Annotated in this window: 21 protein-coding genes and 3 tRNA genes; 3 read left to right on the top strand and 21 right to left on the bottom strand. The window is 72.0% G+C overall.

The window, feature by feature from the left end; genetic code table 11:
• Nucleotides 1-82: 82 nt before the first annotated feature.
• Nucleotides 83-610, bottom strand: coding sequence for a 50S ribosomal protein L10 (gene rplJ, locus FYX01_RS06270; protein WP_150238457.1), 528 nt, complete (start codon nt 608-610; stop codon nt 83-85).
• A 457-nt stretch (nt 611-1,067) separates the two neighbouring features.
• Between rplJ and FYX01_RS06265 the strand changes: the two genes are divergently transcribed.
• Entirely contained in the window at nt 1,068-1,907 is an 840-nt protein-coding gene (locus FYX01_RS06265; RefSeq protein ID WP_223830328.1) for an SCO4651 family lipoprotein, read from the top strand.
• A 184-nt stretch (nt 1,908-2,091) separates the two neighbouring features.
• Here FYX01_RS06265 and rplA read toward each other — a convergent pair whose 3' ends face one another.
• From rplA to FYX01_RS06240, 5 genes are all read right to left on the bottom strand, one after another.
• Nucleotides 2,092-2,769: a 50S ribosomal protein L1 gene (rplA, locus tag FYX01_RS06260; RefSeq protein WP_150238455.1), complete on the bottom strand. Its 678-nt coding sequence runs from the start codon at nt 2,767-2,769 to the stop codon at nt 2,092-2,094.
• A 120-nt stretch (nt 2,770-2,889) separates the two neighbouring features.
• On the bottom strand, nt 2,890-3,318 hold the full coding sequence (rplK, locus tag FYX01_RS06255) for a 50S ribosomal protein L11 (protein ID WP_150238453.1): 429 nt from the start codon (nt 3,316-3,318) through the stop codon (nt 2,890-2,892).
• Between the two features lie 295 nt (nt 3,319-3,613).
• Nucleotides 3,614-4,444, bottom strand: a complete 831-nt coding sequence (gene nusG / locus FYX01_RS06250) for a transcription termination/antitermination protein NusG (RefSeq protein ID WP_150238451.1) — start codon at nt 4,442-4,444, stop codon at nt 3,614-3,616.
• Between the two features lie 170 nt (nt 4,445-4,614).
• On the bottom strand, nt 4,615-4,878 hold the full coding sequence (gene secE / locus FYX01_RS06245; RefSeq protein ID WP_150238449.1) for a preprotein translocase subunit SecE: 264 nt from the start codon (nt 4,876-4,878) through the stop codon (nt 4,615-4,617).
• A 100-nt stretch (nt 4,879-4,978) separates the two neighbouring features.
• Nucleotides 4,979-5,051: transfer RNA gene (locus FYX01_RS06240), tRNA-Trp, on the bottom strand.
• Nucleotides 5,052-5,268: 217 nt separating this feature from the next.
• Between FYX01_RS06240 and FYX01_RS06235 the strand changes: the two genes are divergently transcribed.
• Nucleotides 5,269-6,477 (top strand): pyridoxal phosphate-dependent aminotransferase, encoded by a 1,209-nt coding sequence (locus tag FYX01_RS06235; RefSeq protein WP_150238446.1) that lies wholly within the window; start codon nt 5,269-5,271, stop codon nt 6,475-6,477.
• A gap of 133 nt (nt 6,478-6,610) precedes the next feature.
• Nucleotides 6,611-7,651, top strand: coding sequence for an adenosine deaminase (locus FYX01_RS06230; protein ID WP_150238445.1), 1,041 nt, complete (start codon nt 6,611-6,613; stop codon nt 7,649-7,651).
• A gap of 9 nt (nt 7,652-7,660) precedes the next feature.
• Here the strand turns inward: FYX01_RS06230 and FYX01_RS06225 are convergent, their stop codons facing one another.
• From FYX01_RS06225 to FYX01_RS06155, 15 genes are all read right to left on the bottom strand, one after another.
• Nucleotides 7,661-8,254 carry a TMEM165/GDT1 family protein gene (locus tag FYX01_RS06225; protein WP_150238443.1) on the bottom strand — a complete coding sequence of 198 codons (594 nt, stop codon included), beginning with the start codon at nt 8,252-8,254 and terminating at the stop codon, nt 7,661-7,663.
• Between the two features lie 312 nt (nt 8,255-8,566).
• A complete protein-coding gene (locus FYX01_RS06220; RefSeq protein ID WP_150238441.1) occupies nt 8,567-9,631 on the bottom strand; it encodes a UDP-N-acetylmuramate dehydrogenase in 1,065 nt (354 codons plus the stop codon).
• 3 nt (nt 9,632-9,634) lie between these two features.
• Entirely contained in the window at nt 9,635-10,063 is a 429-nt protein-coding gene (locus tag FYX01_RS06215; RefSeq protein ID WP_150238439.1) for a MaoC family dehydratase, read from the bottom strand.
• Nucleotides 10,060-10,509, bottom strand: coding sequence for a MaoC family dehydratase N-terminal domain-containing protein (locus FYX01_RS06210; RefSeq protein ID WP_150238437.1), 450 nt, complete (start codon nt 10,507-10,509; stop codon nt 10,060-10,062). The genes FYX01_RS06215 and FYX01_RS06210 overlap by 4 nt, the downstream gene beginning before the upstream one ends.
• Before the next feature lie 140 nt (nt 10,510-10,649).
• Entirely contained in the window at nt 10,650-10,814 is a 165-nt protein-coding gene (gene rpmG / locus FYX01_RS06205) for a 50S ribosomal protein L33 (RefSeq protein WP_077693140.1), read from the bottom strand.
• 79 nt (nt 10,815-10,893) lie between these two features.
• Nucleotides 10,894-10,969 (bottom strand) — tRNA-Met (locus FYX01_RS06200).
• A 98-nt stretch (nt 10,970-11,067) separates the two neighbouring features.
• Nucleotides 11,068-11,143: transfer RNA gene (locus FYX01_RS06195), tRNA-Thr, on the bottom strand.
• A 163-nt stretch (nt 11,144-11,306) separates the two neighbouring features.
• Nucleotides 11,307-13,349 carry an AAA family ATPase gene (locus tag FYX01_RS06190; RefSeq protein ID WP_394350437.1) on the bottom strand — a complete coding sequence of 681 codons (2,043 nt, stop codon included), beginning with the start codon at nt 13,347-13,349 and terminating at the stop codon, nt 11,307-11,309.
• Nucleotides 13,350-13,454: 105 nt separating this feature from the next.
• A complete protein-coding gene (locus tag FYX01_RS06185; protein WP_150238435.1) occupies nt 13,455-18,194 on the bottom strand; it encodes an SbcC/MukB-like Walker B domain-containing protein in 4,740 nt (1,579 codons plus the stop codon).
• Nucleotides 18,136-19,527, bottom strand: a complete 1,392-nt coding sequence (locus FYX01_RS06180) for a TIGR02678 family protein (protein ID WP_150238433.1) — start codon at nt 19,525-19,527, stop codon at nt 18,136-18,138. Before FYX01_RS06180 ends, FYX01_RS06185 begins: the two co-directional genes overlap by 59 nt.
• Nucleotides 19,527-20,537 (bottom strand): DUF2397 family protein, encoded by a 1,011-nt coding sequence (locus tag FYX01_RS06175; protein ID WP_150238431.1) that lies wholly within the window; start codon nt 20,535-20,537, stop codon nt 19,527-19,529. Before FYX01_RS06175 ends, FYX01_RS06180 begins: the two co-directional genes overlap by 1 nt.
• A 201-nt stretch (nt 20,538-20,738) precedes the next feature.
• Nucleotides 20,739-21,308 (bottom strand): hypothetical protein, encoded by a 570-nt coding sequence (locus tag FYX01_RS06170; protein WP_150238429.1) that lies wholly within the window; start codon nt 21,306-21,308, stop codon nt 20,739-20,741.
• Nucleotides 21,309-21,576: 268 nt separating this feature from the next.
• Nucleotides 21,577-21,840, bottom strand: a complete 264-nt coding sequence (locus FYX01_RS06165) for a hypothetical protein (protein ID WP_150238427.1) — start codon at nt 21,838-21,840, stop codon at nt 21,577-21,579.
• 8 nt (nt 21,841-21,848) lie between these two features.
• Nucleotides 21,849-22,103 carry a hypothetical protein gene (locus FYX01_RS06160; protein WP_150238425.1) on the bottom strand — a complete coding sequence of 85 codons (255 nt, stop codon included), beginning with the start codon at nt 22,101-22,103 and terminating at the stop codon, nt 21,849-21,851.
• Between the two features lie 12 nt (nt 22,104-22,115).
• Nucleotides 22,116-22,367: a hypothetical protein gene (locus tag FYX01_RS06155; RefSeq protein ID WP_150238423.1), complete on the bottom strand. Its 252-nt coding sequence runs from the start codon at nt 22,365-22,367 to the stop codon at nt 22,116-22,118.
• Nucleotides 22,368-22,411: the final 44 nt, after the last annotated feature.

Raw genomic sequence — 22,411 nt, 5'->3', positions numbered from 1 at the left:
CTACGGACACGCGCGCCTGTCGTCGGCTTCACGTGCGGGCCAGTGGCCGGGCACCCTCGGTACCCGCCGGGTTCGGAAATGTTCAGGCGGCTTCTTCGGAGCGCTTGTCCGCCAGGGCCTGTGCGAGACGCACAGTCTTGGAGGGCAGCGCCTGGAAGACGGCGGCGGCCTGGCCCTGCTTGGCCTTGAGCACACCGGCCAGCTTCGCGAGGAGAACCTCGCGGGACTCCAGATCGGCCAGCTTGGTGACGTCCTCGGCGCTCATCGACTTGCCGTCGATGACGCCGCCCTTGATCACCAGGGGCGAGTTCGCCTTCGCGAAGTCACGCAGACCCTTGGCGGCCTCGACCACGTCGCCGTGGACGAAGGCGATGGCGGACGGCCCCTCGAGCAGGTCCTTGACCTGCTCGTCGAGTCCGGCCTCCGTGATCGCGATCTTGGTCAGCGTGTTCTTGACGATGCGAAAACGCGCACTCTGGCCGAGGCTGCGACGCAGTTCGCTGATCTGCGCGACAGTGAGCCCCCGGTATTGGGTCAGCACAGCGCCGTTCGAATCGCGGAGCTCCTCCACGATCTCGGCGACCGCGGCTGCCTTGTCCGGCCTCGCCATGGGACTCCTTCCAACAGTGAACGCTGGTTGACTCCCAAGGATCCGTGCGATCGGCGTCAGCACGAGAAAAGGCCCCGAGCGCCAGGCGCACGGGGCACGACCGCGTTCTGCTGGGCACGCGGGGCGCGCCCGGAACGGGAAGCTGCTTGTGACACCTGCGCGGGCGCCCATCGCGGATGGGTCCTTGGGCCACCCGTTCGGGTGGCGACCAGCGGTCTTCGGCAATAACTCATCCTACTGCACATGTGGGGGCGCCCGGCCACCCGCGTCGTGCCGGACGGGTGATCGCGCTCACCCCGCGAGGGGCACGGAACCGCACCGAAGGACCCTACGTCGCGGTAACAACCCCCGCGCACCGGAACCGAACGTCCGTTCCCCGTGGCAGCATGAGACGACCGGGCACCCCGCTTCCAGACGTGCCCGTCCCCTCCCCCGATCCGAGAAAGCAAGATCTTCCGTGAAGACCCGCATGCCGGCCCTGTTCACCGCCTGCACCCTGGCCCTGCTCCTCGCCGCCTGTGGCGGCGGCGCTCCCGAGGAGGAGATCGCCGGCGAGGCCGCCGAGGCGACCGAGGACGGCGGCGACGGCATCCTCGACCTGGTCACCAAGCTCGGCGAGAGCTTCCGGGACGTCGACAACTACACCCTCGACATGGAGATGGTCGCCTTCGCCGAGAGCGGCGAAACGGAGATGACCATGACCTACGAGGTCATGGACGACCCCCAGGCCGCCCACGTCACCGCCGTCATGCCCTTCATGGGTGAGACGATCCTGGAGTTGACCGAGCTGAGCGGGGAGACCACCGACCTGACCGCGGAGGAGCTCGGGACGTCCATCCTCATCGTCCCGGCCGAGGGTGAGACCCTCATGTCCAACCACAACGGCTTCCAGGAGGCCGACACACCGTGGGTCCGCGGCGTGCAGGACACCGAGATGCTCGCCTCGAACGACGTGTTCGACACCGGCCACTTCCCCCGCATCGCCGAGGCGGTCGCCGGGATCGCACAGATCGAGGAGACCGGCACCGAGGAGGTCAGCGGGGTCGGGACCACCCTGGTCGAGGGCACGCTGACCGAGGAGGACGTCGAGGCCCTGGAACCGGAGCAGAAGGACGCCGTCGACGAGCTCATGGGCGGCATCGAGGGAACCGTCGAGGTGTCCGCCTGGATCGCCGACAACGGCTTCCCGATGCGCATGGAGTTCTCCGACGACGCGGCCGACGTCTCGATGGTCTTCTCCGACCTGGGTGAGACCTCCTTCGAGATCCCGGGCGAGGACGAGATCACCGACCTGTAGGCGTTCCTCCTCCCCACACGCACGAACCGGTCCCCGAGTCCGGCGGACTCGGGGACCGTTCCCCTCCGTACGGCCGCCGCGGGGCCGCGCCACGGTCCGGGGAGCCCGGAACACGAAGAGCGGCCCCCGCCGTCCTCTCCGGGACAGCGGGGGCCGCTCTCGTCTGCGCGGGCGGCCGCGAAGGCTAAGCCTCGAGCGGGATGCTCGGGCCCATGGACGTGGTGACCACGGCCTTCTTGATGTAGCGGCCCTTGGCGGCGGACGGCTTGATGCGGTTCACCTCGTCGATCGCGGCCTGGTAGTTCTCCACGAGCTGCTGCTCGCCGAAGGAGGCCTTGCCGATGATGAAGTGCAGGTTCCCGTGGCGGTCCACGCGGAACTCGATCTTGCCGCCCTTGATGTCGGCGACGGCCTTGGCCACGTCGGGGGTGACGGTGCCGGTCTTCGGGTTCGGCATCAGGCCACGCGGACCGAGGACGCGGCCGAGGCGGCCGACCTTGCCCATGAGGTCCGGGGTGGCGACGACGGCGTCGAAGTCGGTGAAGCCCTTCGAGACCTTCTCGATCATCTCGTCGTCGCCGATGATGTCGGCGCCCGCGGCGACAGCCTGCTCGGCACGCTCACCGGTCGCGAAGACCAGGACCCGGGCGGTCTTACCGGTGCCGTGCGGCAGGTTCACGGTGCCGCGGACCATCTGGTCGGCCTTGCGCGGGTCGACGCCCAGGCGCAGGGCGACCTCGACGGTCGCGTCGAACTTGGCGGTGGAGGTCTCCTGGGCGAGCTTCACGGCCTCGGCGGGGCTGTAGAGCTTGTCCCGGTCCACCAGCTGGCTGGCTTTGCGGTGGTTCTTGCTGCGCTTCACGCGGTTCTCCTAGGGAACTTGTGGTCACGGGGCCAGCGCCTGGCCCTGCCACTGCGGTTCTTGGGCGTCGAGCGTCCCCGGTCGCTCCGGCCCCGATCGGACCGGTGCCACCGTACGGGGCTACTTGACCTCGATGCCCATCGAGCGGGCGGTGCCGGTGACGATCTTGGCGGCGGCCTCGATGTCGTCGGTGTTGAGGTCGGGCAGCTTGGTCTGCGCGATTTCGCGAACCTGCTCGGCGGTGATGGAACCGGCCGTGGTGCGGCCCGGGTCGGTGGCGGCCTTGTCCATCCCGGCGGCCTTCAGGATCAGCTTGGGCGCCGGAGGCGTCTTGGTGACGAAGCTGAAGGAACGGTCCTCGTAGATGGAGATCTCCACGGGGATGACGTTGCCGCGCTGGGCCTCCGTGGCAGCGTTGTACTGCTTGCAGAAGTCCATGATGTTGACGCCGTGCGGGCCGAGAGCGGTACCGACGGGCGGCGCCGGGGTGGCCTGACCAGCGGGGAGCTGCACCTTGACGAGTGCGGCCAGTTTCTTCTTCGGAGGCATATCGGGTCCTTTGCCTGATCTGCGTTGTGTGCTGGCCCCTGGCCTCCCTGACGGCGCCGCGCGGCCGCGAGGGACCAGGGCACCGCTGCCGAAGGAGGCACGACCCCGCGCGTGGTGGCACGGGGACGCGGCCCGCCGGGGCCGGGCGGGCCGGGATGCGGCCCGCCGGGGCGGGACACGCGAGTGGGTCCGCCACGGGAGCGGACCCACTAAGTCTATGCGGCCCGGTCGGGTACCCTGACATGCGCTCCGCGCCGGCAGGGACACGCACCCGGGCCTCGGGTGCCGGGCGGGGTCAGATCTTGGCGACCTGGCTGAACGAGAGCTCGACCGGGGTCTCGCGGCCGAAGATCGACACCAGCACCTTGAGCTTCTGGGTGTCGGCGTTGATCTCGCTGACCGTCGCGGGCAGGGTCGCGAACGGACCCTCCATGACCGTGACGGACTCGCCGACCTCGTAGGCCACGTCGGCGCGGGTCTCGCCGCCGCCGCCCCTGGCCTGCTGCGCCTGCGCCGGCTCCTCCTCCGGCTCGGGCGCGAGGAGCTTGGCCACCTCGGTCAGGCTCAGCGGGGCGGGCTTGTTGGACAGGCCCACGAAACCGGTGACGCCCGGGGTGTTGCGGATGGCCGACCAGGACTCGTCGGTCAGCTCCATGCGGACGAGCACGTAGCCGGGCAGGACCTTCTCGGTGACCTGCTGGCGCTTGCCGCTCTTGACCTCGGTGACCTCGTGCTCGGGCACCTCGACCTGGAAGATGTGCTCCTCCATGTTGAGGGACTGGGTACGGCTCTCGACGTTGGCCTTGACCCGCTTCTCGTAACCCGCGTAGGTGTGTACGACGTACCAGTCGCCGGGCAGCAGGACCAGTTCGTTCTTGAACTCCTCGACCGGGTCCAGGCGGGGGGCCTCCTCGGCCTCCGCGCTCTCCTCGTCGGCGTTCTCCTCGGCCTCGCCGGTTTCCTCGGCCTCGTCAGCGTCGGTGTCGCCGGTCGGCTCCGGGCTGTCGGTGTCGACCTCGCCGGCCGCGTCCTCCGGCAGATCGCCCGCCAGGCCGGTCTCTTCCGCCGACGACTGATCCGGCTCCTCTTCGGGGAAGGCGTCAGAGGTCAGTGGGGACTCGGACACGGCTGCTCTTTCTCTCGTCGGATTCGCTCTGCGGGGACGACGCACGCGAGGCAGCGCCATGCATCGGACCCGGTCATGCCAGCTTACGGTCTCTCCGGGCGAGCCGAGACCAACGCGCGGACGAGAACGCTCCACCCGGGTCGTCCGGGAGGAGCGGCCGTGGGAGGGCGTCAGCCCTGGGGAGCGCCCTGCGGAGCGCCGAACGTGCCGTACAGCCAGGTGACGGCCTCGCCGAAGCCCCAGTCGAGAAGGGAGACGTAGCCCAGGACGATCAGCACGAAGACGAGGACCACGATGGTGTAGGTCACCAGCTCACGGCGCGTGGGCCAGCGAACCTTGCGCAGCTCGCCGACGACCTGCTTGGTGAACGTCACCGGACCGGTACGACGCTTGGGCTCCCTGTCGGGCTTGGCGTCGGCGTCAGTCTGAGTCACCTGGGGTCCTTAGGGTCGCGGGCTGCTGGATTTCCCCGTGTTTTCCTTTACCCGCGTGGTGCGGCGCCCGTGAGGCCGCCGCACCGCGCGAGCGGATGTGCAGGGCAGGAGGGACTCGAACCCCCAACCGCCGGTTTTGGAGACCGGTGCTCTGCCAATTGAGCCACTGCCCTTAGCGGAAACTGCGATCCCACCATAGCCGGTCCCGGCGCGCTACGCACACCGTGTGTCGGATAACACCCGAACCGCGACCGGTTGGCGCGACGAGTCTATGCGCTCACCGGCCCACGACCAAACCGTTTGTCCTCCTGAGTGGGGGAACGGGGGCTTCGTCCCCTCCACCACCCGCCTTCCCGCCCCGGCCGGGGAGCCACATGACAACATGGGGCCATGACTGATCGACCCCGTATCTCCGCACGTATCAGCGCCATCTCCGAGTCCGCCACCCTCGCCGTGGACGCCAAGGCCAAGGCCATGAAGGCGGAGGGCCGCCCCGTCATCGGCTTCGGTGCGGGGGAGCCCGACTTTCCGACCCCCGACTACATCGTCGAGGCCGCCGTCCAGGCCGCCCGCGAGCCCCGGTTCCACCGCTACACCCCGGCAGGCGGCCTCCCCGAGCTGAAGAAGGCCATCGTCGAGAAGACCCGGCGCGACTCCGGCTACGAGGTGGAGCCCTCCCAGGTCCTGGTGACCAACGGCGGCAAGCAGGCCATCTACGAGGCCTTCGCGGCCATGCTGGACCCGGGCGACGAGGTCATCGTCATCGCCCCGTACTGGACCACCTACCCCGAGTCCATCAAGCTCGCGGGCGGCGTCCCGGTCTACGTGGTCACCGACGAGAGCACCGGTTACCTGGCCGGCGTGGAGCAGCTGGAGGCGGCGCTCAGCGAGCGCACCAAGGTCCTGGTGTTCGTCTCCCCGTCCAACCCGACCGGCGCCGTGTACCCGCGCGAGCAGGTCCGGGAGATCGGCCGGTGGGCGAACGAGCACGGCCTGTGGGTGCTGACCGACGAGATCTACGAGCACCTGGTGTACGGGGACACGGAGTTCTCCTCGCTGCCCGTGGAGGTGCCCGAGATCGCCGACCGCACCGTCGTCGTCAACGGCGTGGCCAAGACCTACGCCATGACCGGCTGGCGCGTGGGGTGGATCCTGGGCCCCAAGGACCTCGTCAAGGCCGCGAGCAACCTCCAGTCGCACGCCACCTCCAACGTCGCCAACGTCTCACAGGCCGCCGCCCTGGCCGCGCTCTCCGGAGACCTGGAGGCTGTGGCGAGGATGCGTGAGGCCTTCGACCGCCGCCGCAGGACGATCGTGCGCATGCTCAACGAGATCGACGGCGTGGTCTGCCCCGAGCCGCAGGGCGCCTTCTACGCCTACCCGTCCGTCAAGGGCGTGCTGGGCAAGGAGATCCGCGGCAGGACGCCGCAGACCTCCACCGAGCTGGCCGAGCTCATCCTGGAGGAGGCCGAGGTCGCCGTGGTGCCCGGCGAGGCCTTCGGCACCCCCGGCTACCTGCGCCTGTCCTACGCGCTCAGCGACGAGGACCTCGCAGAGGGCGTGAGCCGCGTCCAGAAGCTGCTGGCCGAGGCCAGGTAGCACGTCGTCCCGAGCGCGCCCCGGCACCGCACCGCATCGTGCCGGGGCGCGTTCGCGCGTTCGGCCCCGGTCCACGCGGACGGAGTCCGCCGTCCCGGCACCACTGGTGCTCTTCATACGGCAGGCTTGCGTCATGGAGACACCGACCAGCGCCCGCCGGTTGGACCGGCTGCCCAAGGCCCATCTGCACCTGCACTTCACCGGATCGATGCGCCACTCCACCCTGGTGGAGATGGCCCGGGAGAACGGGGTCCACCTTCCCCAGGCCCTGGCCAGGGAGTGGCCCCCCAAGCTCCGCGCCACCGACGAGCGCGGCTGGTTCCGCTTCCAGCGCCTCTACGACATCGCCCGGTCGGTGCTGCGCAGGCCCGAGGACATGTACCGGCTGCTGCGCGAGGCGGCCGAGGACGAGCGCGCCGCGGGATCCGCGTGGCTGGAGATCCAGGTCGACCCGAGCGGCTACGCGTCGCGCTTCGACGGGCTCACCGCCACCCTGGAGTTGATCCTGGACGCCGCCCGCTCCGCGGAACGCGAGACGGGGGTGGCCATCGGACTGATGGTGGCCGCCAACCGCACCAGACATCCGCTGGACGCCAAGGTCCTGGCCCGGCTGGCCCGCCAGTACGCGGGCAGGGGCGTGGTGTCGTTCGGTCTGAACAACGACGAGCGGCGGGGCCGGGCCCTGGAGTTCGAGGGCGCGTTCCGGATCGCGCGCCGCGCCGGGCTGCTGTCCGCGCCGCACGGCGGGGAGCTCCAGGGGCCGCGCAGCATACGCGAGTGCCTGGACGATCTGCTGGCCGACCGGGTGGGGCACGGGGTGCGCGCCGTGGAGGACCCCCACCTGGTGGAGCGGATCGCCACCCAGGGGGTGACGTTGGAGATCTGCCCGACCTCCAACGTGGGTCTGGGGGTCTTCGACGAACTGGAGCACCTGCCGCTGCGCAGGCTCTTCGACGCCGGGGTGCCGATCGCACTGGGAACCGACGACCCGCTGCTGTTCGGTCCGCGCCTGGTGGAGCAGTACCGGATAGCCCGCGAGGTGTTCGGGTTCACCGATCCGGAACTGGCCGAGCTGGCGCGGATGTCCGTCCGCGGCTCGGGCGCGCCGGAGTCCCTGCGCAAGGAGCTGCTGTCCGGGGTGGACGCGTGGCTGGCCGAGGAGCCCCGCGAGTAGCCTCCGCCGTCAGGTGAGGAGCATCCAGGCGCCCTGGCCGAGCATGGCCGCGCCCGCGACGAAGAACAGGGCGGCGGCGCCGATCTGGATGGCGCGCTCGGGCAGCTTCTTGCCGAGGACCGCGCCCAGGGCGATGGCGATGGCGTCGGCCGCGACCATGCCGATGGTGGAGCCGATCCACACGGGCAGCCAGTGGTACTGGGTGCCGACGGTGATGGTGGCGAGCATCGTCTTGTCACCGAGCTCGGCGACGAGGAAGACGAGGAGGACGGTCGCGAACGCGGAGCGGATGCGCCGGGAGGCGGCGCGCTCCTCGTCCTTGTCGGTCATCTCGTCGCCGTGCAGGGTCCACAGGCCGAAGAACACGAACGCGACACCGGCGGCGAGGGTGAGCCAGTCGGTGGGCAGCGCGGCGCCCAGGACCTCGGCCAGCAGAACGCTCCCGGCGTGCACGGCGGCGGTGGCCGCGGTGATGCCGAGGATGACGGTGAGGGTCCGGTAACGGGTGGCCAGGGACATCGCCACGAGTTGGGTTTTGTCTCCCATTTCGGCGATGAAGATGGCGAGGGCACTGAATGTCAGGCCCGTGATAAACCCTGTCACGCTTTCCCTTCCGTCCGAGGCGGCCTGGGCGGAAGGAGGCTGCGGACGCCACTTCAACCCGGTCTTGTCCGGGTCAAAGGTCTCGTCCGCACCTGGTCAGGCCCTGTGGCCCGGTCGGGCTCGTACGACCGGGCCGCGGCGGCCAGGATGTCGATCGTACGCATTGGGGACTACTCCCCTTCGACGCGTTCGACTTTATGGGACAACAGAAGGGGAATGCAATTCATGGCTTTACTGAATTCTTTTATCAGCCAGCCCTGAAAAAGAAGTTGGCCGCGCCCAACTCACAGGTCGGGCGCGGCCGGAAAGAGGTCAGAGTGCGACGCCGACCATCACCGGCTCGTTGACGAGGAGAACCCCGAAGGACTCCTCCACACCCGCGCGCACCTCGCGTGCCAGGTCCAGCAGGTCCTCGGTGGTGGCCCCGCCGGGGTTGGTCAGCGCCAGGGTGTGCTTGCCGGAGATGCGGGCGGGCCCGCTCCCGTACCCCCTGCCGAACCCGGCCCGGTCGATCAGCCAGGCCGCGGACAGCTTGACGTTTCCCAGACCGTCGGGGTGGCCGGGCACCTCCACGTCGGCGCCCAGGCGGGCGGCGGCCCGCTCACGCACGGCCGCGAACTCCTCGGCGGTGACCACCGGGTTGGTGAAGAACGACCCCGCGCTGCGCGTGTCCGGGTCATCGGGGTCCAGGACCATGCCCTTGCCCCTGCGCAGCCCCAGGACGGTCTTCCGCGCCCGCTCCAGCGGCACGCGGGACCCCGCCTCGGTGCCCAGGGTGCGGGCCACCTCGGCGTAGGCGATCGGGCGGCTGAGCTTGGAGCGGTGCAGGGCGAAGGTCACCTCGCACACCACGTGGCGGTCGTCGCCCTTGAAGACGCTGTCGCGGTAGGTGAAGCCGCACTCGGCGTTGGTCATCCGGCGGCGCTCGCCGGTGCGCCGGTCGTGGACGAGCACCTCGCGGATGGTCTGGCTGACGTCCTGGCCGTAGGCGCCCACGTTCTGGATGGGGGTGGAGCCGACCCGGCCGGGGATACCCGACAGGAACTCCACACCGCTCAGGCCCTCGGCGACGGTCCGCTCCACCAGCGGGTCCCACTCCACGCCCGCGTCGGCGCGTACCAGCACGACGGCCTCACCCGTCTCGTCGGTGCCCGCCTCCTCGAAGGAGACCTCCCGCGAGTCCACCAGGACCACGGTCCCGGGGAACCCGGCGTCGGAGACCACGAGGTTGCTGCCGCCGCCCAGGACGAGGACGGGTCCACCGGCGGCGTCGGCCGTGGCCACCGCGTCGACCAGCTCCTCGGTGGTGGCGGTCGCACGGAACTCCCTGGCCGGCCCGCCCAGGCGCAGGGTCGTGTACTCGGAGAGTGTGGTCACGGTCTACCTCGCCAGGCGCACGGTGGCCTTGGACTGCGCCAGGACCTTGGCGCCGCCGGAACGGGCGGTCAGCAGAACGCCGACGGTGCCGTCGTCGTTCTTGGCCCTGACCTTGCCCCCGACCGTGATCTCGGCGCCCTCGTCGTCGTCCGGGACCACCACGGGCGCGGAGAAGCGCACCGAGTAGTCGACGACGCAGCCCGGGTCGCCCGCCCAGTCCGTGAGCACCCGTGCGGCCTCGGCCATGGTGAACATGCCGTGCGCGATCACGTCGGGCAGGCCCACGGACTTGGCGAAGCGCTCGTTCCAGTGGATGGGGTTGAAGTCGCCCGAGGCTCCCGCGTAGCGGACCAGGTCCAGGCGGCGGACCGGGAAGGTCCGCTCGGGCAGTTCGGTGCCGACCTCGACGTCGGCGTGGCGCAGCCTGCTCATTCCTCTCCTCCCCGCACGACGAGCATCATCGTGGCGGTGACCACGTGCTCGCCGTCGGCGTCGTCGGCCACGGTCTCCAGGGTGAGCAGTTCGTTGCCGCCGAGGGACTTGATGCCCGTGATGCGGGTGACACTGCTGAGGAGGTCGCCGGCGTGCAGCGGACGGCTGTAGCGGAAGCCCTGGTCGCCGTGCACGACCCGGGAGAAGTCCACTCCCAGCTCGGGGTCGGCGATGGCCTGGGCCGAGCCCGCCATGCCGAGGATCACCGGGAAGGTGGGCGGGGCGATCACGTCGGGGTACCCGGCGGCCCGGGCCGAGGCCGGATCGACGTAGACCGGGTTCGGGTCGTTGACCGCCTCGGCGAACTCCCGGATCTTGCCCCGGGTCACCTCGTAGGCCTCCGGCGCGGGGTACTCCCGGCCGAGGTAGTCAGGGTTGATCGCCACGCTCTCTCCTGTCGTGAAGGGGCCCGGAGACGCGAACGGCCCGGTGAGCGGATCGCTCACCGGGCCGGAAGTTCACGGGAACTGCCTCTGCGCCGTCGCACTCAGAGACGATCGCGCTCGAAGGGGCGCGCGTCGGAGACCTAGCGGGTCTCGCGGTGCTCGTTGTGCTTGCGGCAGTTCGGGCAGAACTTCTTGATCGCGAGACGGTCGGGGGTGTTCCGACGGTTCTTGCGGGTGATGTAGTTACGGTGCTTGCACTCCTGGCAGGCCAGGGTGATCTTCGGCCTCACATCTGTGGCAGCCACTTCGGAGTGCCTTTCTCGCTGGAAACAGTACTGAACGCCCGCGACGACCCCTGAGCCATGAGCCCCAGGGGTCAGCGGGTGGTAGCGGGGGCCGGACTTGAACCGACGACACAGCGATTATGAGCCGCTTGCTCTACCGACTGAGCTACCCCGCCCCGATCAACAGGAACGGCCCCGTAGGGGGCGTTCCCGGTTCAGGCCGGCAGATCCTCCGCCGGCCACCCACCTGAGTGGACCGGACCTCGTCAAGTGGTGGAGCCCCTTTACGGAATCGAACCGTAGACCTTCTCCTTACCATGGAGACGCTCTGCCGACTGAGCTAAAGGGGCGCGCTGCTGGGGCCTTCTCTTCGTCCGCCCCGGGGGCGTTACCCCCTTGCGCTGGTCATGACTATACAGGGATTCGGGGGTGCTCTGCCAAATCGGACGCCCCGCGCCCGCCCCCTGGTGGAGAAATCCCTGTTCACAGGCGCTTTCACCGCAGCGATGTGACTCAGACCGCTCCGTCGGAGACCCACACGTTGGACATGGCGTCCCGGTTGATCGTGCGGATGTCCGCCGGCAGGCCCAGCCTGCGCAGGGCGTCGGACAGGCGGGTGTCGTGGGTGAACACGATCAGCTGCCGGTGCCTGCCCACCTCGGCCAGCACCGAGGAGAGGCCCTCCACGGTCTCGGTGTCCATCGCCTGGACCGGGTCGTCCAGCACCAGGAAGCCGAACGGGTTGCCCTCCACCAGCGTGCGCGGCAGGCAGATGGACAGCGCCAGGGCCTGGAACTCGCCCTGGCTCAGCAGCCCGGGCGCGCTGGTCTGGTCCTCGACACCGTCGACCGCCACGTCCACCTCGACCCTGCGGCGGGCGCCGCGGCCGGTCAGCCGCATGCCCTGGAGGTCGATGTGGCGCTCCTGGCGCAGCCGGTACCAGACCTGCTCGGCCTGCGTGGCGACCGGGCCCAGCCGCTCCGCCCTCAGGACCCGCGCCTGCTCCGACAGCCAGTTCAGCGCGGCCTCGGCCGCGTTCAGGGTGTCCCGCGCCGCGATGGCGTCCTGGGCGTCGTCCAGCCAGCCCGAGAGCTGCCCGGCCAGCTCCGCCCAGCCGCCCGTGGGGTCCTCCAGGCGCTCGCTGGCGTCGCGGCGGGCGCTCACCGCGGCCGCCCGCAGCTTGCGGCCGACCACCTCGATGTGCTCGGCCAGCTCTCCCAGGTCGGTGATGTCCGCGCCGGACTCCCACAGCGCCCACACCTGGCCCAGCTCGCTCTCCGGCGGCAGCCAGCCCGGCGCCGGCGACATCAGGAAGCGGGCCTGGTCCCTGGCCGCCTCGGCGCGCTCGTAGGCGGCCGAGACGACGGCCGCCTGCGGTCGCAGTGCCCGCAGCTGGGCGTTGGCCCGGCGCGTCCAGTCGGCTCCCAGGGGCGCGGAGCACGTGGGGCACTCGGTGTCCGTGGGATGGCGCTGGTGGTGTTCGAGGGCCTGTTCCAGGAGCCGGACCACCCCGTGGGCGCGGTCGCCCTTGCTGCCCGCGGCCATGGCGAGCTCCATGGCCGCGCCCCGCAGCTCGTTGACCACGTCGGACATCACCACCCGCTCGGGCACCGCCAGCCGCCGCAGGCGGCGCAGGACCATCTGCAGGTCGGGGTCGCTGGGCCCGTCGTCGGCGGCGATCCTGCGCAGGGCGTCCATGTCGAAGTAGGAGGACGTCAGGAGGCGTACGGCCTGCGCGGCCCGGGGGTCGTCGGACTCCCGGAGCGCGTCGAGCAGGTGGCGCAGCTCCCGCGAGGGCCGGTCGCGGCGCTTGACGAGGCCGTCGCACACCTTGGCCAGGCGGCGCTCGGCCTCCGCCAGGCCGCTCAGCCCCAGTAGGGAGGTCAGCGTGTCGTACAGCTCCGCGGAGCGCCCGCTCACCGTGCGGCCGAGCTCGTCGTAGGACAGGAAGGGCCGGTAGCGCACGAGGTTCTCGCCCCACTCCAGCGTCCGGAGCGACGAGACCTCCCCGCCCGGGTGGACGACCTCGCCCCGCGCGGAGCGGACGCTCTCGCCCGTCCATCTGCGGCTGATCCGGGTGGACCCCGCGTCCCCGGCGATACGGATGTCCACGGACGCCTCGGTGCGCTCGTCGTAGTGCAGGTTGCGCCAGCCGTCGCGCCAGCCGGTGGGCATGGCGTCCCACCGGGGGTTGCGCCCGGTGAGGGCGGCCTCGGCGGCCTCGGCGAAGCTCGACTTGCCCGATCCGTTGCGGCCCACGATCACCGTGAGGCCGGGACCGGCCCCGAAGGTGAGCTCGGCCGGACGGCCGATGCCCCGGAAGCCCTGGACCCTGATGCCCGTCAGATAGGCCCGGCGGATCCTGCTCGTGGTCACCGTCTCCGGCTCCGGCTCGGGCACCTGCTCGCCCTTCAGGCGGGCCGCGAGCGCGTCCTCGCCCCACAGGCCGGCGGTGACCCAGGAACGGACCTCGCGGGGGAGCCCGGAGCGCGCCAGAGCGTCCAGGAGTGCCCTCCCCCCCTCGAACGTCTCGGGTACCCGAGTCACCTTCGCCACCCCGCTCCTGTGTCGTTCCTGCACAAGCAGACTAGGACAGGCCGGGAGGAAGCGCTCGCCGAACACCCGCCCCTCCCCCGGTCGGGCTCCCCACTCCGGAGTCCTCTACACACCGACGAGGCGTCTCCTGCTCCCGTCCCATGTGAAGTGCAGGGTCGCGATACCCGGCACGTTCGGGTCCCTCAGGCACTCGTAGATGTTCAGGCTCGGCACGCTGGCGAAGCACCCCCACACCCGTTCCGACGTCAGGACGAAGTCCAGGTCCAGCTCCACCAGCAGGCCGAGCAGGCGCCCGTGCGTGGGCTCGTCGACCTTGGCGAAGGCGTCGTCGAGCAGGATCAGCCTCGGCGCCCACGGAACGCGCGCGGCCAGGGCGTCGAAGTGCGCGGCGGCGGCGGCGAACAGCACCAGGTAGGCCACCACCCGCTGTTCGCCCTGGCTGAGCGCCGTACGGTGTCCCAGGCGCCGCTCGTCGCCCGCGGCGTCGGTCACGTACACGGTGAACGTGAACCAGGACCGGTAGTCCAGCGCGGCGCGCAGCTGTGCGCCGCCCGTGGCGGTGGGGTCCAGGCGGCGGATCGCCTCGATGCAGCGCCGCAGCGCGTCCCGCAGCCGCGTGGTCTCCACACGGGTACGCTCCTCGGCGGGCGTGGCCAGGAGCGGCACGACCGCCTCCACGTCCGCGCCCGCGTCGGGGGCCAGCCGCCAGTCCAGGCGCACGCCGAGCCCGGCCGAGGTGGTGACGTCCTTGAGGACGTCGTTCATCGTCGCGATGAGGGCCCGTGCCTCGTCGATCTGGCGGGTCAGGTGGCCGGCCAGCTCGCCCAGGAGGTGCCGCTCGAAGGCCTCCTCCTCGGCGACCGCGACGGTCTCCTCGGCCCCGGCGACGGCGGTCGCGACCCGTTCGGCGTAGGCGGTGACGTCGTGGGCGCCCTCCGCGTCGTGCACGGTGAGGCGTTTGATGCCCCGGGGCTCGCTCATCTCGGTGCGGATCTGTGCCCAGCCCGTCGACGCGAGCAGGCGGTCAAGGTCCTCACGACTGCTCAGGACGGCGCTGTCGTCGACCTCCGCCCCGGCCTCCGGGACGGTGAGTCCCTCCTCCACCTGGTCGACGAAGGCCTCCAGCAGGGCGAGGCGGGTGTCCGGGGCGGGAGGGGTCGCCTCGCCACGGGCGGCGAGGTAGGCGTCCAGAGGAGCGTCCTGTCCGGCGCGGGGTCCCAGACCGGCGGCGCTCAGCAGCACCGTGTCGGGAACGTCGGTGCCGTCCGCGTCCTCCGTGGTGACCGCCGAGACCAGCCCGTCCCCCGCCGCGAGCGCGCGGCGTACCTGCTCGCCCCTCTCCCGCGTCGCCACGGTCAGGCGCGTCTCGGCGCTGATCCGCTCGTCGCGGGCCCGCTGGGCGCCGCGTTCGAGTTCGGGCAGCCGCTGGACGACCTCCTCGGCCCTGGCCCTCACCTGCTCGCGCGCGGAGTCGAGCTGTTCGGGGGCCACGCTCCGCGCCCGGTCGCCGAGCTCGATCTGGCGGCGGACGGTGATCATGTCGTCGATGGCCGCGGCGCGGGCGTCCTCGGCCAGCACCCGGTCGGCCCGCGCGGCCCGCCACGCGCCGACGTGGGTCTCGTGGTCGGCCAGTGCCCAGGCCAGGACGTCCAGGTCCCGTAGAGCCGAGGCGATGAGCACGCGCAGGTGGTCGAGGGCGCGCAGGGCGCTGTCCAGCTCGGCGCGCGTGGTGGGCAGGTCCTGCTCCCACGAGGAGCCCTCCGCCTCCCCGGCGCCGCCCACCGCGGCGGAGGCGCGCAGCCTCGCACGGACGTCGAGCAGCTCGGACCGGCAGGAGTCCGCGGTGGCGCGCGCCACGTCGTGCGCGCGGCGGGCGGCGGCCACGTCCTCGCGGGCGACCTCCAGCGTGGCCCAGGCGCGGATCAGGGGGGACGGGTCGGGCAGGCCGCGGGAGACCTCCATGAGCTCGGCGTAGGAGTGCTCGACCGCCCAGCGGCGTTCGCCCGCCTCGGCGAGCAGGGCCTCGGCGATCGCCATCCGGCGGTCGGTGTTGGCCGACTTCCGGTCACGGGCGCGCTTGCGGGCGGCCTCGCCGATGTACTCGGGTTCGCTCTTGTGGTGGGCACCGGAGGCGACGCCCAGGCGCCAGCTCCCGGAGAGGGACACGGCGCTGGTCAGGACGACGGCGCCCTGGCTGTCGCGGCGGTGCCTGGGCTCGGTGTCCGGGGAGCCGTGGCCGTCCCGGCGGTGCCTGGCGTCGTTGTCGGCCTCCTCGCCCCGGGCCCGTTCCATCTCCGCGTCCGAGTACAGCGCCACGGAGGACAGCAGGGCCCGCAGGCCGTCCTGGTCGACGGCGCGGCCGGGTCCGGAGCCGGGGAGTGCGGCCGGAACGAGGACGTCGAGCAGCGTCCGTCCCCTGAACGGCCTCGACAGCGCCGGGGCCGGTACCGGGGAGACCATCAGGTCCCGCGTCGTCGGGTCGTGGAGGGTGCCGTCGGCGCGCACCCACCCGGCCAGCAGCCCGCTGGCCTCCAGCGCCGCCTCCAGCCCGGCCTGCTCGCGTGTGCTGAGCCCCTCCGCGAAGTCGACGGCCGCGTACAGCGGGACGCCGTCCCCGGCGGGTCGCGAGTGGGTGGCCCAGCCCGGGCGCTCGGGGGCGTGCTCGGTGTTCCCCGTCCTCCGGTCCGCCAGTTCGGCGAGTTCGTCGGAGAGCTGGCCCTCCTCCCCCACCGCCACGTCCCGGCGTGACCGCAGCTCCTCCAGCAGGGGGTCCACGGCCGCGTACGCGAGGCGGGCGACCGTGGCGGGCACGTCCGGGTCCAGGACGCGCAGGGAGTCGTTGATGGGCAGTTCGACGCTGCCCTCCAACTCGTGGATGGCCTCGCCCAGGGCGTGCGCGTGGCTGGAGTCCCGCAGCCGCGCGGCCCACTCCCGGACGCCCTCCGCGTAGGCGGCGCTCTCCCGCCGTACCCCGCCGACGGCCTCCCGCTCACGTGTGTGGGCCTGTTCGAGTGCGGCGTCGGCGGCCTCGGCCTCGCTCGTGAGGGCGACCATGCGGCGGTCGGCCTCGGCCTCGGCGGCCGTGAGCCCGGTCAGGCGGACGACCAGGTCGGTCCGGTCGGCGGCGCGCCCGGCGGCCCCCGTGAGCCGGTCGTGGAGGCGTCCCAGTCGGTCGCGCAGGCCGTCCAGGTCGACGCCCTCCACGGGTTCGCGTTCGACGGCCTGTTCCAGCCCCCGCAGGTCCACCCGCGTGGTGCTCTCGCGCGGCGCGTGGACGGTGAGGGCCGGGTCCGGGACGGCGCCGAGGACACCGGGGTCGATCCCCGCGGCCGTGGCCGCGTGCGAGGCCTCGGCGTGGGTCTGGCGCAGCACGTCCAGTGCGCGCTCGACCGTGTCGGAGTCCTCGCCCAACCGTTCGACGGCGTGCCGTTCCACCCGTTCGGCGTGCTCGGCGGCGACCCAGGCGGCCTCGGCCGCACGGATGTAGGCGCCCACGGCGGCGTCGTAGGCGCGGCGCTCGTTGCCGGTGGCAGCGGCGGCGGCGCCGTCCTGTGCGGTGGCGAGGGTCCCGTCGTCGGCCCTGGCGGTGTCGCGGGTGCGGCGGGCCTGGTCGCGCTCCTCGGAGATCCGGCTCTCCGCGGTGACGAGGCCGTCGAGTTCGACGCGCAGCCGCTCGGTCTCCTCCGTGCGGTGCGCGGCGGCGTCGATCTGTTCGCGTACCTCGGCGACCCGCGCGCGCAGTGCGTGGACCAGATAGCCCCGGTAGTCCTCCAGGAAGGCGGTGACGCCCGCCCGGGCCTCGGCGAGGGCGTCCTTGTCGGAGCGGGCCTGCTCCAGGTCGGCGATGTTGCGGGCGACCTCGTCCAGGACGGACTCGTCCATGGGCGGCAGCGCCTCGGACAGGACCCCGACGAGCTCACCTGCCTCCAGGCGGTCGCCGATGGTGGGGCGGCGCAGCCGGTAGAGCAGGTGGATGAGGTTGCGGTAGCGGACGGAGTCGTCGATGCCGAACAGGTCGCGCATCACCCGGGCGCGGTAGGGGATGGCGCTGGTGAAGCAGTTGTCGGTGCCGATCTCCGAGCGGAGGCGGTCCACGGGCTTGGGACGGCCGTCGGTGACCAGGTCGAGGTCGTGGCCGACCCTGCGCTCGGTGACGAAGAACACGCAGCGCGGGTCGGAGTCGCCCACCGCCATGATGGCGGCGCCCAGGGTCAGGTGGCTGGGCGGGGCGCCGGGGCCTCGGGGCTCCTCCCGGTGCGCGCCGTGCTCCGCGTCGGCCGCGGCGCTCGCGGCGAGCAGCGCGGAGGCGCTCCGGGGGCCCGTGCCGGTCCGGGCCGCGGCGTCGAGTCCGCGTTCACCTCGCTCGGTGGTGAACTCCACCCAGAGGTAGCCGAGCCTGGTGGCGGGACCGGTGTCCCCCTCCTCCCCGGCCGCCTCCTCCCCGGCCCCGGCGCCCTCCCCGGCCTCGGGGCCGCCGAGCAGGTCGGGACCGGTCTCCTCGGTGTCGGGGAGGCGGCCCGCGCGGGAGCCCTCGGCCATCAGCCAGCGCAGGCTGGTCCTGTTCGTCCCGGTGGTGTCCAGTCGGCGCACGTCCCCGTCCAGCAGGAACGGGAGCAGCATCTCCAGGGCCTTGGACTTGCCCGCGCCGTTGCGGCCGCGCAGCAGCAGCCGCCCCTCCGCGAAGTCCAGGAGGTGGTCGTCGTACTGCCAGACGTTGCGGATGCCCGCGCGTTCGAGGCGGTAGCGGGGGACGCCGCGGGAGGCACGGGGCCCGTCGGCAGAGGCTTCAGTCGGAACCGCCACCGCTTCCGCCCCCGGGGCCTGGCTGGTCTCCTGTGTCACCACTGGACGCGCTCACCTTCTCGTTCGCCACCGCTTGCAGCACGGACGCCACCCGGCTCAGATCGCCCTGGGGATCGACGGGGGCTTCGGACACGTGGACGTCACCGGAACCACGTGTCGTGTCGGGTCGTGTCCGGCCGTGTTGGCCATTGTCCTGGATCGGCGGGACGTACTCGTCCGTTTCGGTCCCGTAGCGGGCGGCCGCCGCGGTGAGCCGCCACCGTCCGGGGCCGCCGCGCAGCAGCCCGAGGCCCGACAGCAGGGCCAGCACCCGCTCACGGAGCCGTGCGGGACCGGGCACCTCGGGTCCGGCGGTACGGACCCACTCGGCCCGCGCGGGGGCGTCCGCGCCGCAGAGGGCCCCCAGGGCGGTGTCCATCTCACGCTCCGGAACGGAGACGGAGGTGGCGGGCTGACCGGGATGAAGGCGGCCGGAGAGGTGCCGGACCAGGGACAGGGCCACCTGGCCGACCGGGTCGTCGGAGGGGAAGGCGGGGTGGGCCCCGGCCTCGTCTGGCATCACGAGGGCGACGCCCTCGGCACGGATCTCGGTGTCGCAGCCGAGCAGGTTGCCGAGCGCGGCGGCGGCCCGCCACTGGTGCGCGGCGAGGCGGCCGCGCTGCCGGTCGGGAAGCTCCTCGCGGTAGACGACGGCGGTCTCGACGAGGAGGCGGCGCAGGGAGGTCTCGCCCTGCTGGTCGCCGTCGGGGTCGGTGTCGGAGGCGGCCGCGAGGAAGGAGTCCGGGTCGTCGTCGGCGCGGGGCAGGTGGGCGGCGACGGAGCGAAGGATCTGCGTGCGCGGGAGCAGGTGCGGATCGGCCGCGGGATCGGCCTGGTGGTCGGCGATGGCGCCGGAGGTCTCGGTGAGGGCTCCGAGCCCGGCCAGGTGCCGCAGAGCCGCGCAGAAGGCGCGGCGCTCGCCGAGGCTCCGCCCCGGATCGGCGTCGACCCCGGCCTCGTGCGCGGCGGAGCGGACCTGGCCGGCCAGCCGTCGGACCGTGGTGGGGCCGTGCTCCTCGACCAGGACGGCCAGGGCCAGGGCGAGGTAGGTGTACGTGCGCGGGGTGAAGGGCGCCCCGGTCGTACGCGTGAAGGGCCGCGCGGTCCCCGGAGCCAGGCCCCTCTTGACCAGGCGGGCGTGGTCGGCGGCGACGGTCAGCCGGTAGCCGAGCACGCGTTGGAACCTCTGGACGAGCCACTCGGCGTGGGAGCGCACGAGGGGGAACTCCGCCGGGTGGGTGCGCTCGGTGAGCAGGGGGTGCGCCAGCAGGGCGCGGGCCGCGGCCTGGCGTTCGCCGATGAGCGCGGCGTCCTCGCTGTAGGTGTTCGTCTCCATCACCCCCACGATCGGGTCCAGGACCGGTTCGCGGACAGGTCGAGTGGACCCGTGGTCTCGGCGTCCGGGTCCGGTCCAGGGAGGTTACCGGTGGGTTCGGGTTCTTCGGCAGGGGTTTCGGGGAAACCTTCGGGATTCGGTTCCCCGGCGTCCGGCCCGGAGGGTTCCCCCTGGTCAGCCGGATACACCCGAGTGGGTGGAAGCTCCGGGGTCTCCGGGACCTCCGAGCGGAGCGGGTACGTGAGGGACTCGGGAGGGGACGGGTCCGTGGAGGCCTCTTCCGGGGCGGAGGGGCCGGTCGCCTCCGGTGCGTCCTCCTCCGGTGCGTCGTCCAAGGGGCCGTCACCGGCGCTTCCGGCAGCCTCCTCGACGGTGTGCTGTTCGTAGGCGGTGACGCACAGGCGCAGCCCCTCCAGGGTCAGATCGCCGCCCTCGCCCTGGATGGTGACCTCGGCGCCCGGAGCGGTGATGACGTGCAGGCGCAGCGCGAACTCCAGGTCCCCGGCCGACGTGGACCGCCGGCTGGCGTCACCGGAACCGAGCGCCGCGGTGAGGAGTTCCATGAGGACCTCCATCCCCGCCCCGGACAGGTCCAGGCGGGCGCGGTGGCCGGTGGGCTCGGTGAGCAGGGCGCGGATCTGCGCGGCGCCGGCGCGACGCCAGTGCGCGGAGGACTCGGCCGCGTCGCGCAGGCGGGCCTGCTGGGCGCGGTGGTCGCGGACCGGCTCGGGCAGCCGGGTGCCGGGGCGCTCGATGACGGTGCTGCGGTCGGGGTCGGCCTGCCACCAACTGGTGGTGGCGGCGACACCCTCGTCCACGCGTCCCTCCAGGTGGAGGGCGGGGGGCAGGGCGTAGACGGCGGTGGCGAGGGCGTCGGCCCTTCCTGGATCCGCCTCCTCGAACCAGGTGGCCAGGCGCAGCAGTGCGGCGCGGCCGTGCCGCGGCGCCGGTCGCCCCCCGGTGCCCTGTGCGTCGTCCGCGCGGTTGTCCGTCCGCTGGTTGAGTCCCACAACTCAGCAGACTAGAGACCTCCCGGGCACGCCACGCCCGTTTCGGCACCGCCTGGCCCCGCCGAGAGGGCCGCGACACCCGCTCTGATCAGGCATTATGTTCTTTTGAGGAACTTTGGCATGATTCTGCGAAGCCACAACGGAGGTGAAGCTCACCATCGCCGGACACGGCCGCCTCCGGACCCGTCGCCGCGCCGGAACCTACTCGGAGGCCGGTACCGCCAGGCGCCCGCCGTCGGCCTCCTCCATCGCCTGACGTACCTCCTCCGACATGTCGTCGTCGTAGTCGGTGATCGTGTAGGTGGAGAAATAGGTGGCGCCGCCGGTCTCCACCGGATCCCCCAGCTCGACCTCGACGTCGTAGGGGTCGTCCTGGCAGCCCGCGTCCATGCACCAGGTCCCCAGCAGTTCCCCCTCGCCGCGAGCGGCCTCGTCCGACCACTCCTGCCAGTCCATGTCGGAGAAGGTGGTGAACTCCGTGGCGACGTAGTCGGTGGGACGCCGGTCGGCGAACCCGTTCTCGTCGCCGTACCGGTTGAAGACGTAGGACCCCTGGCCCTCTCCTCCGGCGCCCTCGTCTCCCGGGCTGGCCTGGTCCTCCGGGCTGGCCGCGTCCCCCGGGCTGCTGGTCGCCGTCGGGTCGCCGCCCTCCTCCTGCGGGCTCTGCTCGGCCTCGGGAGCGCCCTCGGGCACATCGGGCGTGGCCACCTGCTCGCCGCAGGCGGTGACCGCCAGCAGTAGTGCCGCTCCGGTCAGGATCGTGCGCCTCATCTGGCCTCTCTCCTCCTCTTTCGGTCCCTCTCGGACCACCGGGCCCCTGTGGTCCGTGGCCTCACACCCTGGATCCCGAATCCGCCTACCCGCGCCTCGTGACCCCATGTGTCCGGCGGAACGGCGGGCCCAGAGCCGCGTCGAGGCCCCCCGGCAGGGTGCCGGGGGGCCTCGACGGACCATGTGTTCCGTTACCGCGGGGCCGAGGTCCCCACCACCCGGGGGTGGTCGGTCACCGTGGCCGTTGTCGTCGACCTCGTGGCCGTCCCTAGTGGTCGCCGTGGCTCGCGTTGGTCCACGCGGGCCCGTTGACGCAGTCGCCGGTCGTCTGCGGCGACAGGATCGGCACGTTGACCGCTCCCAGACCGACGGACAGCTCGGTGTTGCAGAGCTGGATCGGGACCAACTGCAGGTTCTGGTTGAACTGCTGGTCCCCACCGTGCGACGAGCCTGCGGAGGCGGGCGAGGCGGCGAGCATCGCGCCCAGGGCGACACCGGCGATCGCGGCGGCCGCCGTGAACTTGCGCAGCATGCCGTCCCCTAGTCGATGTTGGTGCTGATCGGGCCGTTGACGCAGTCGCCCGTGGTCTGCGGCGACAGGACCGGCACGTTGACCGCGGCCAGGATGCCCACGACGATCTCCGAGTTGCACAGCTGGACCGGAACGGCCTGCAGGTTCTGGTTGTACTGCTGGTCGCCGCCGTGCGTCGAGCCGGCGGAGGCCGGCGTGGCGGCCAGGATGGTGCCCAGGGCGATCCCGGCGACAGCCGTGGCAGTGGTGAACTTGCGCAGCATGTCAGGGATCTCCTAGTCGATGTTGGTGCTGATCGGGCCGTTGACGCAGTCGCCCGTGGTCTGCGGCGACAGGACCGGCACGTTGACCGCGACCAGGCCGACGACGATCTCCGAGTTGCACAGCTGGACCGGAACGGCCTGCAGGTTCTGGTTGTACTGCTGGTCGCCGCCGTGCGTCGAGCCGGCGGAGGCCGGGGAACCGGAGAGAACGACACCGAAAGCGGCACCAGCGACGAGGCCGGCAACACCGAGCTTACGCAGCATTGAATTACCCTTCGAAAAAGTTTGAGATATTGTCTCGGTCGGAC

The organism is Nocardiopsis quinghaiensis (genome assembly GCF_008638365.1).
GTDB classification, from domain to species: domain Bacteria; phylum Actinomycetota; class Actinomycetes; order Streptosporangiales; family Streptosporangiaceae; genus Nocardiopsis; species Nocardiopsis quinghaiensis.
The sequence above is the reverse complement of the archived record's forward strand: the minus strand, read 5'-3'. Positions and strand labels throughout refer to the sequence as shown.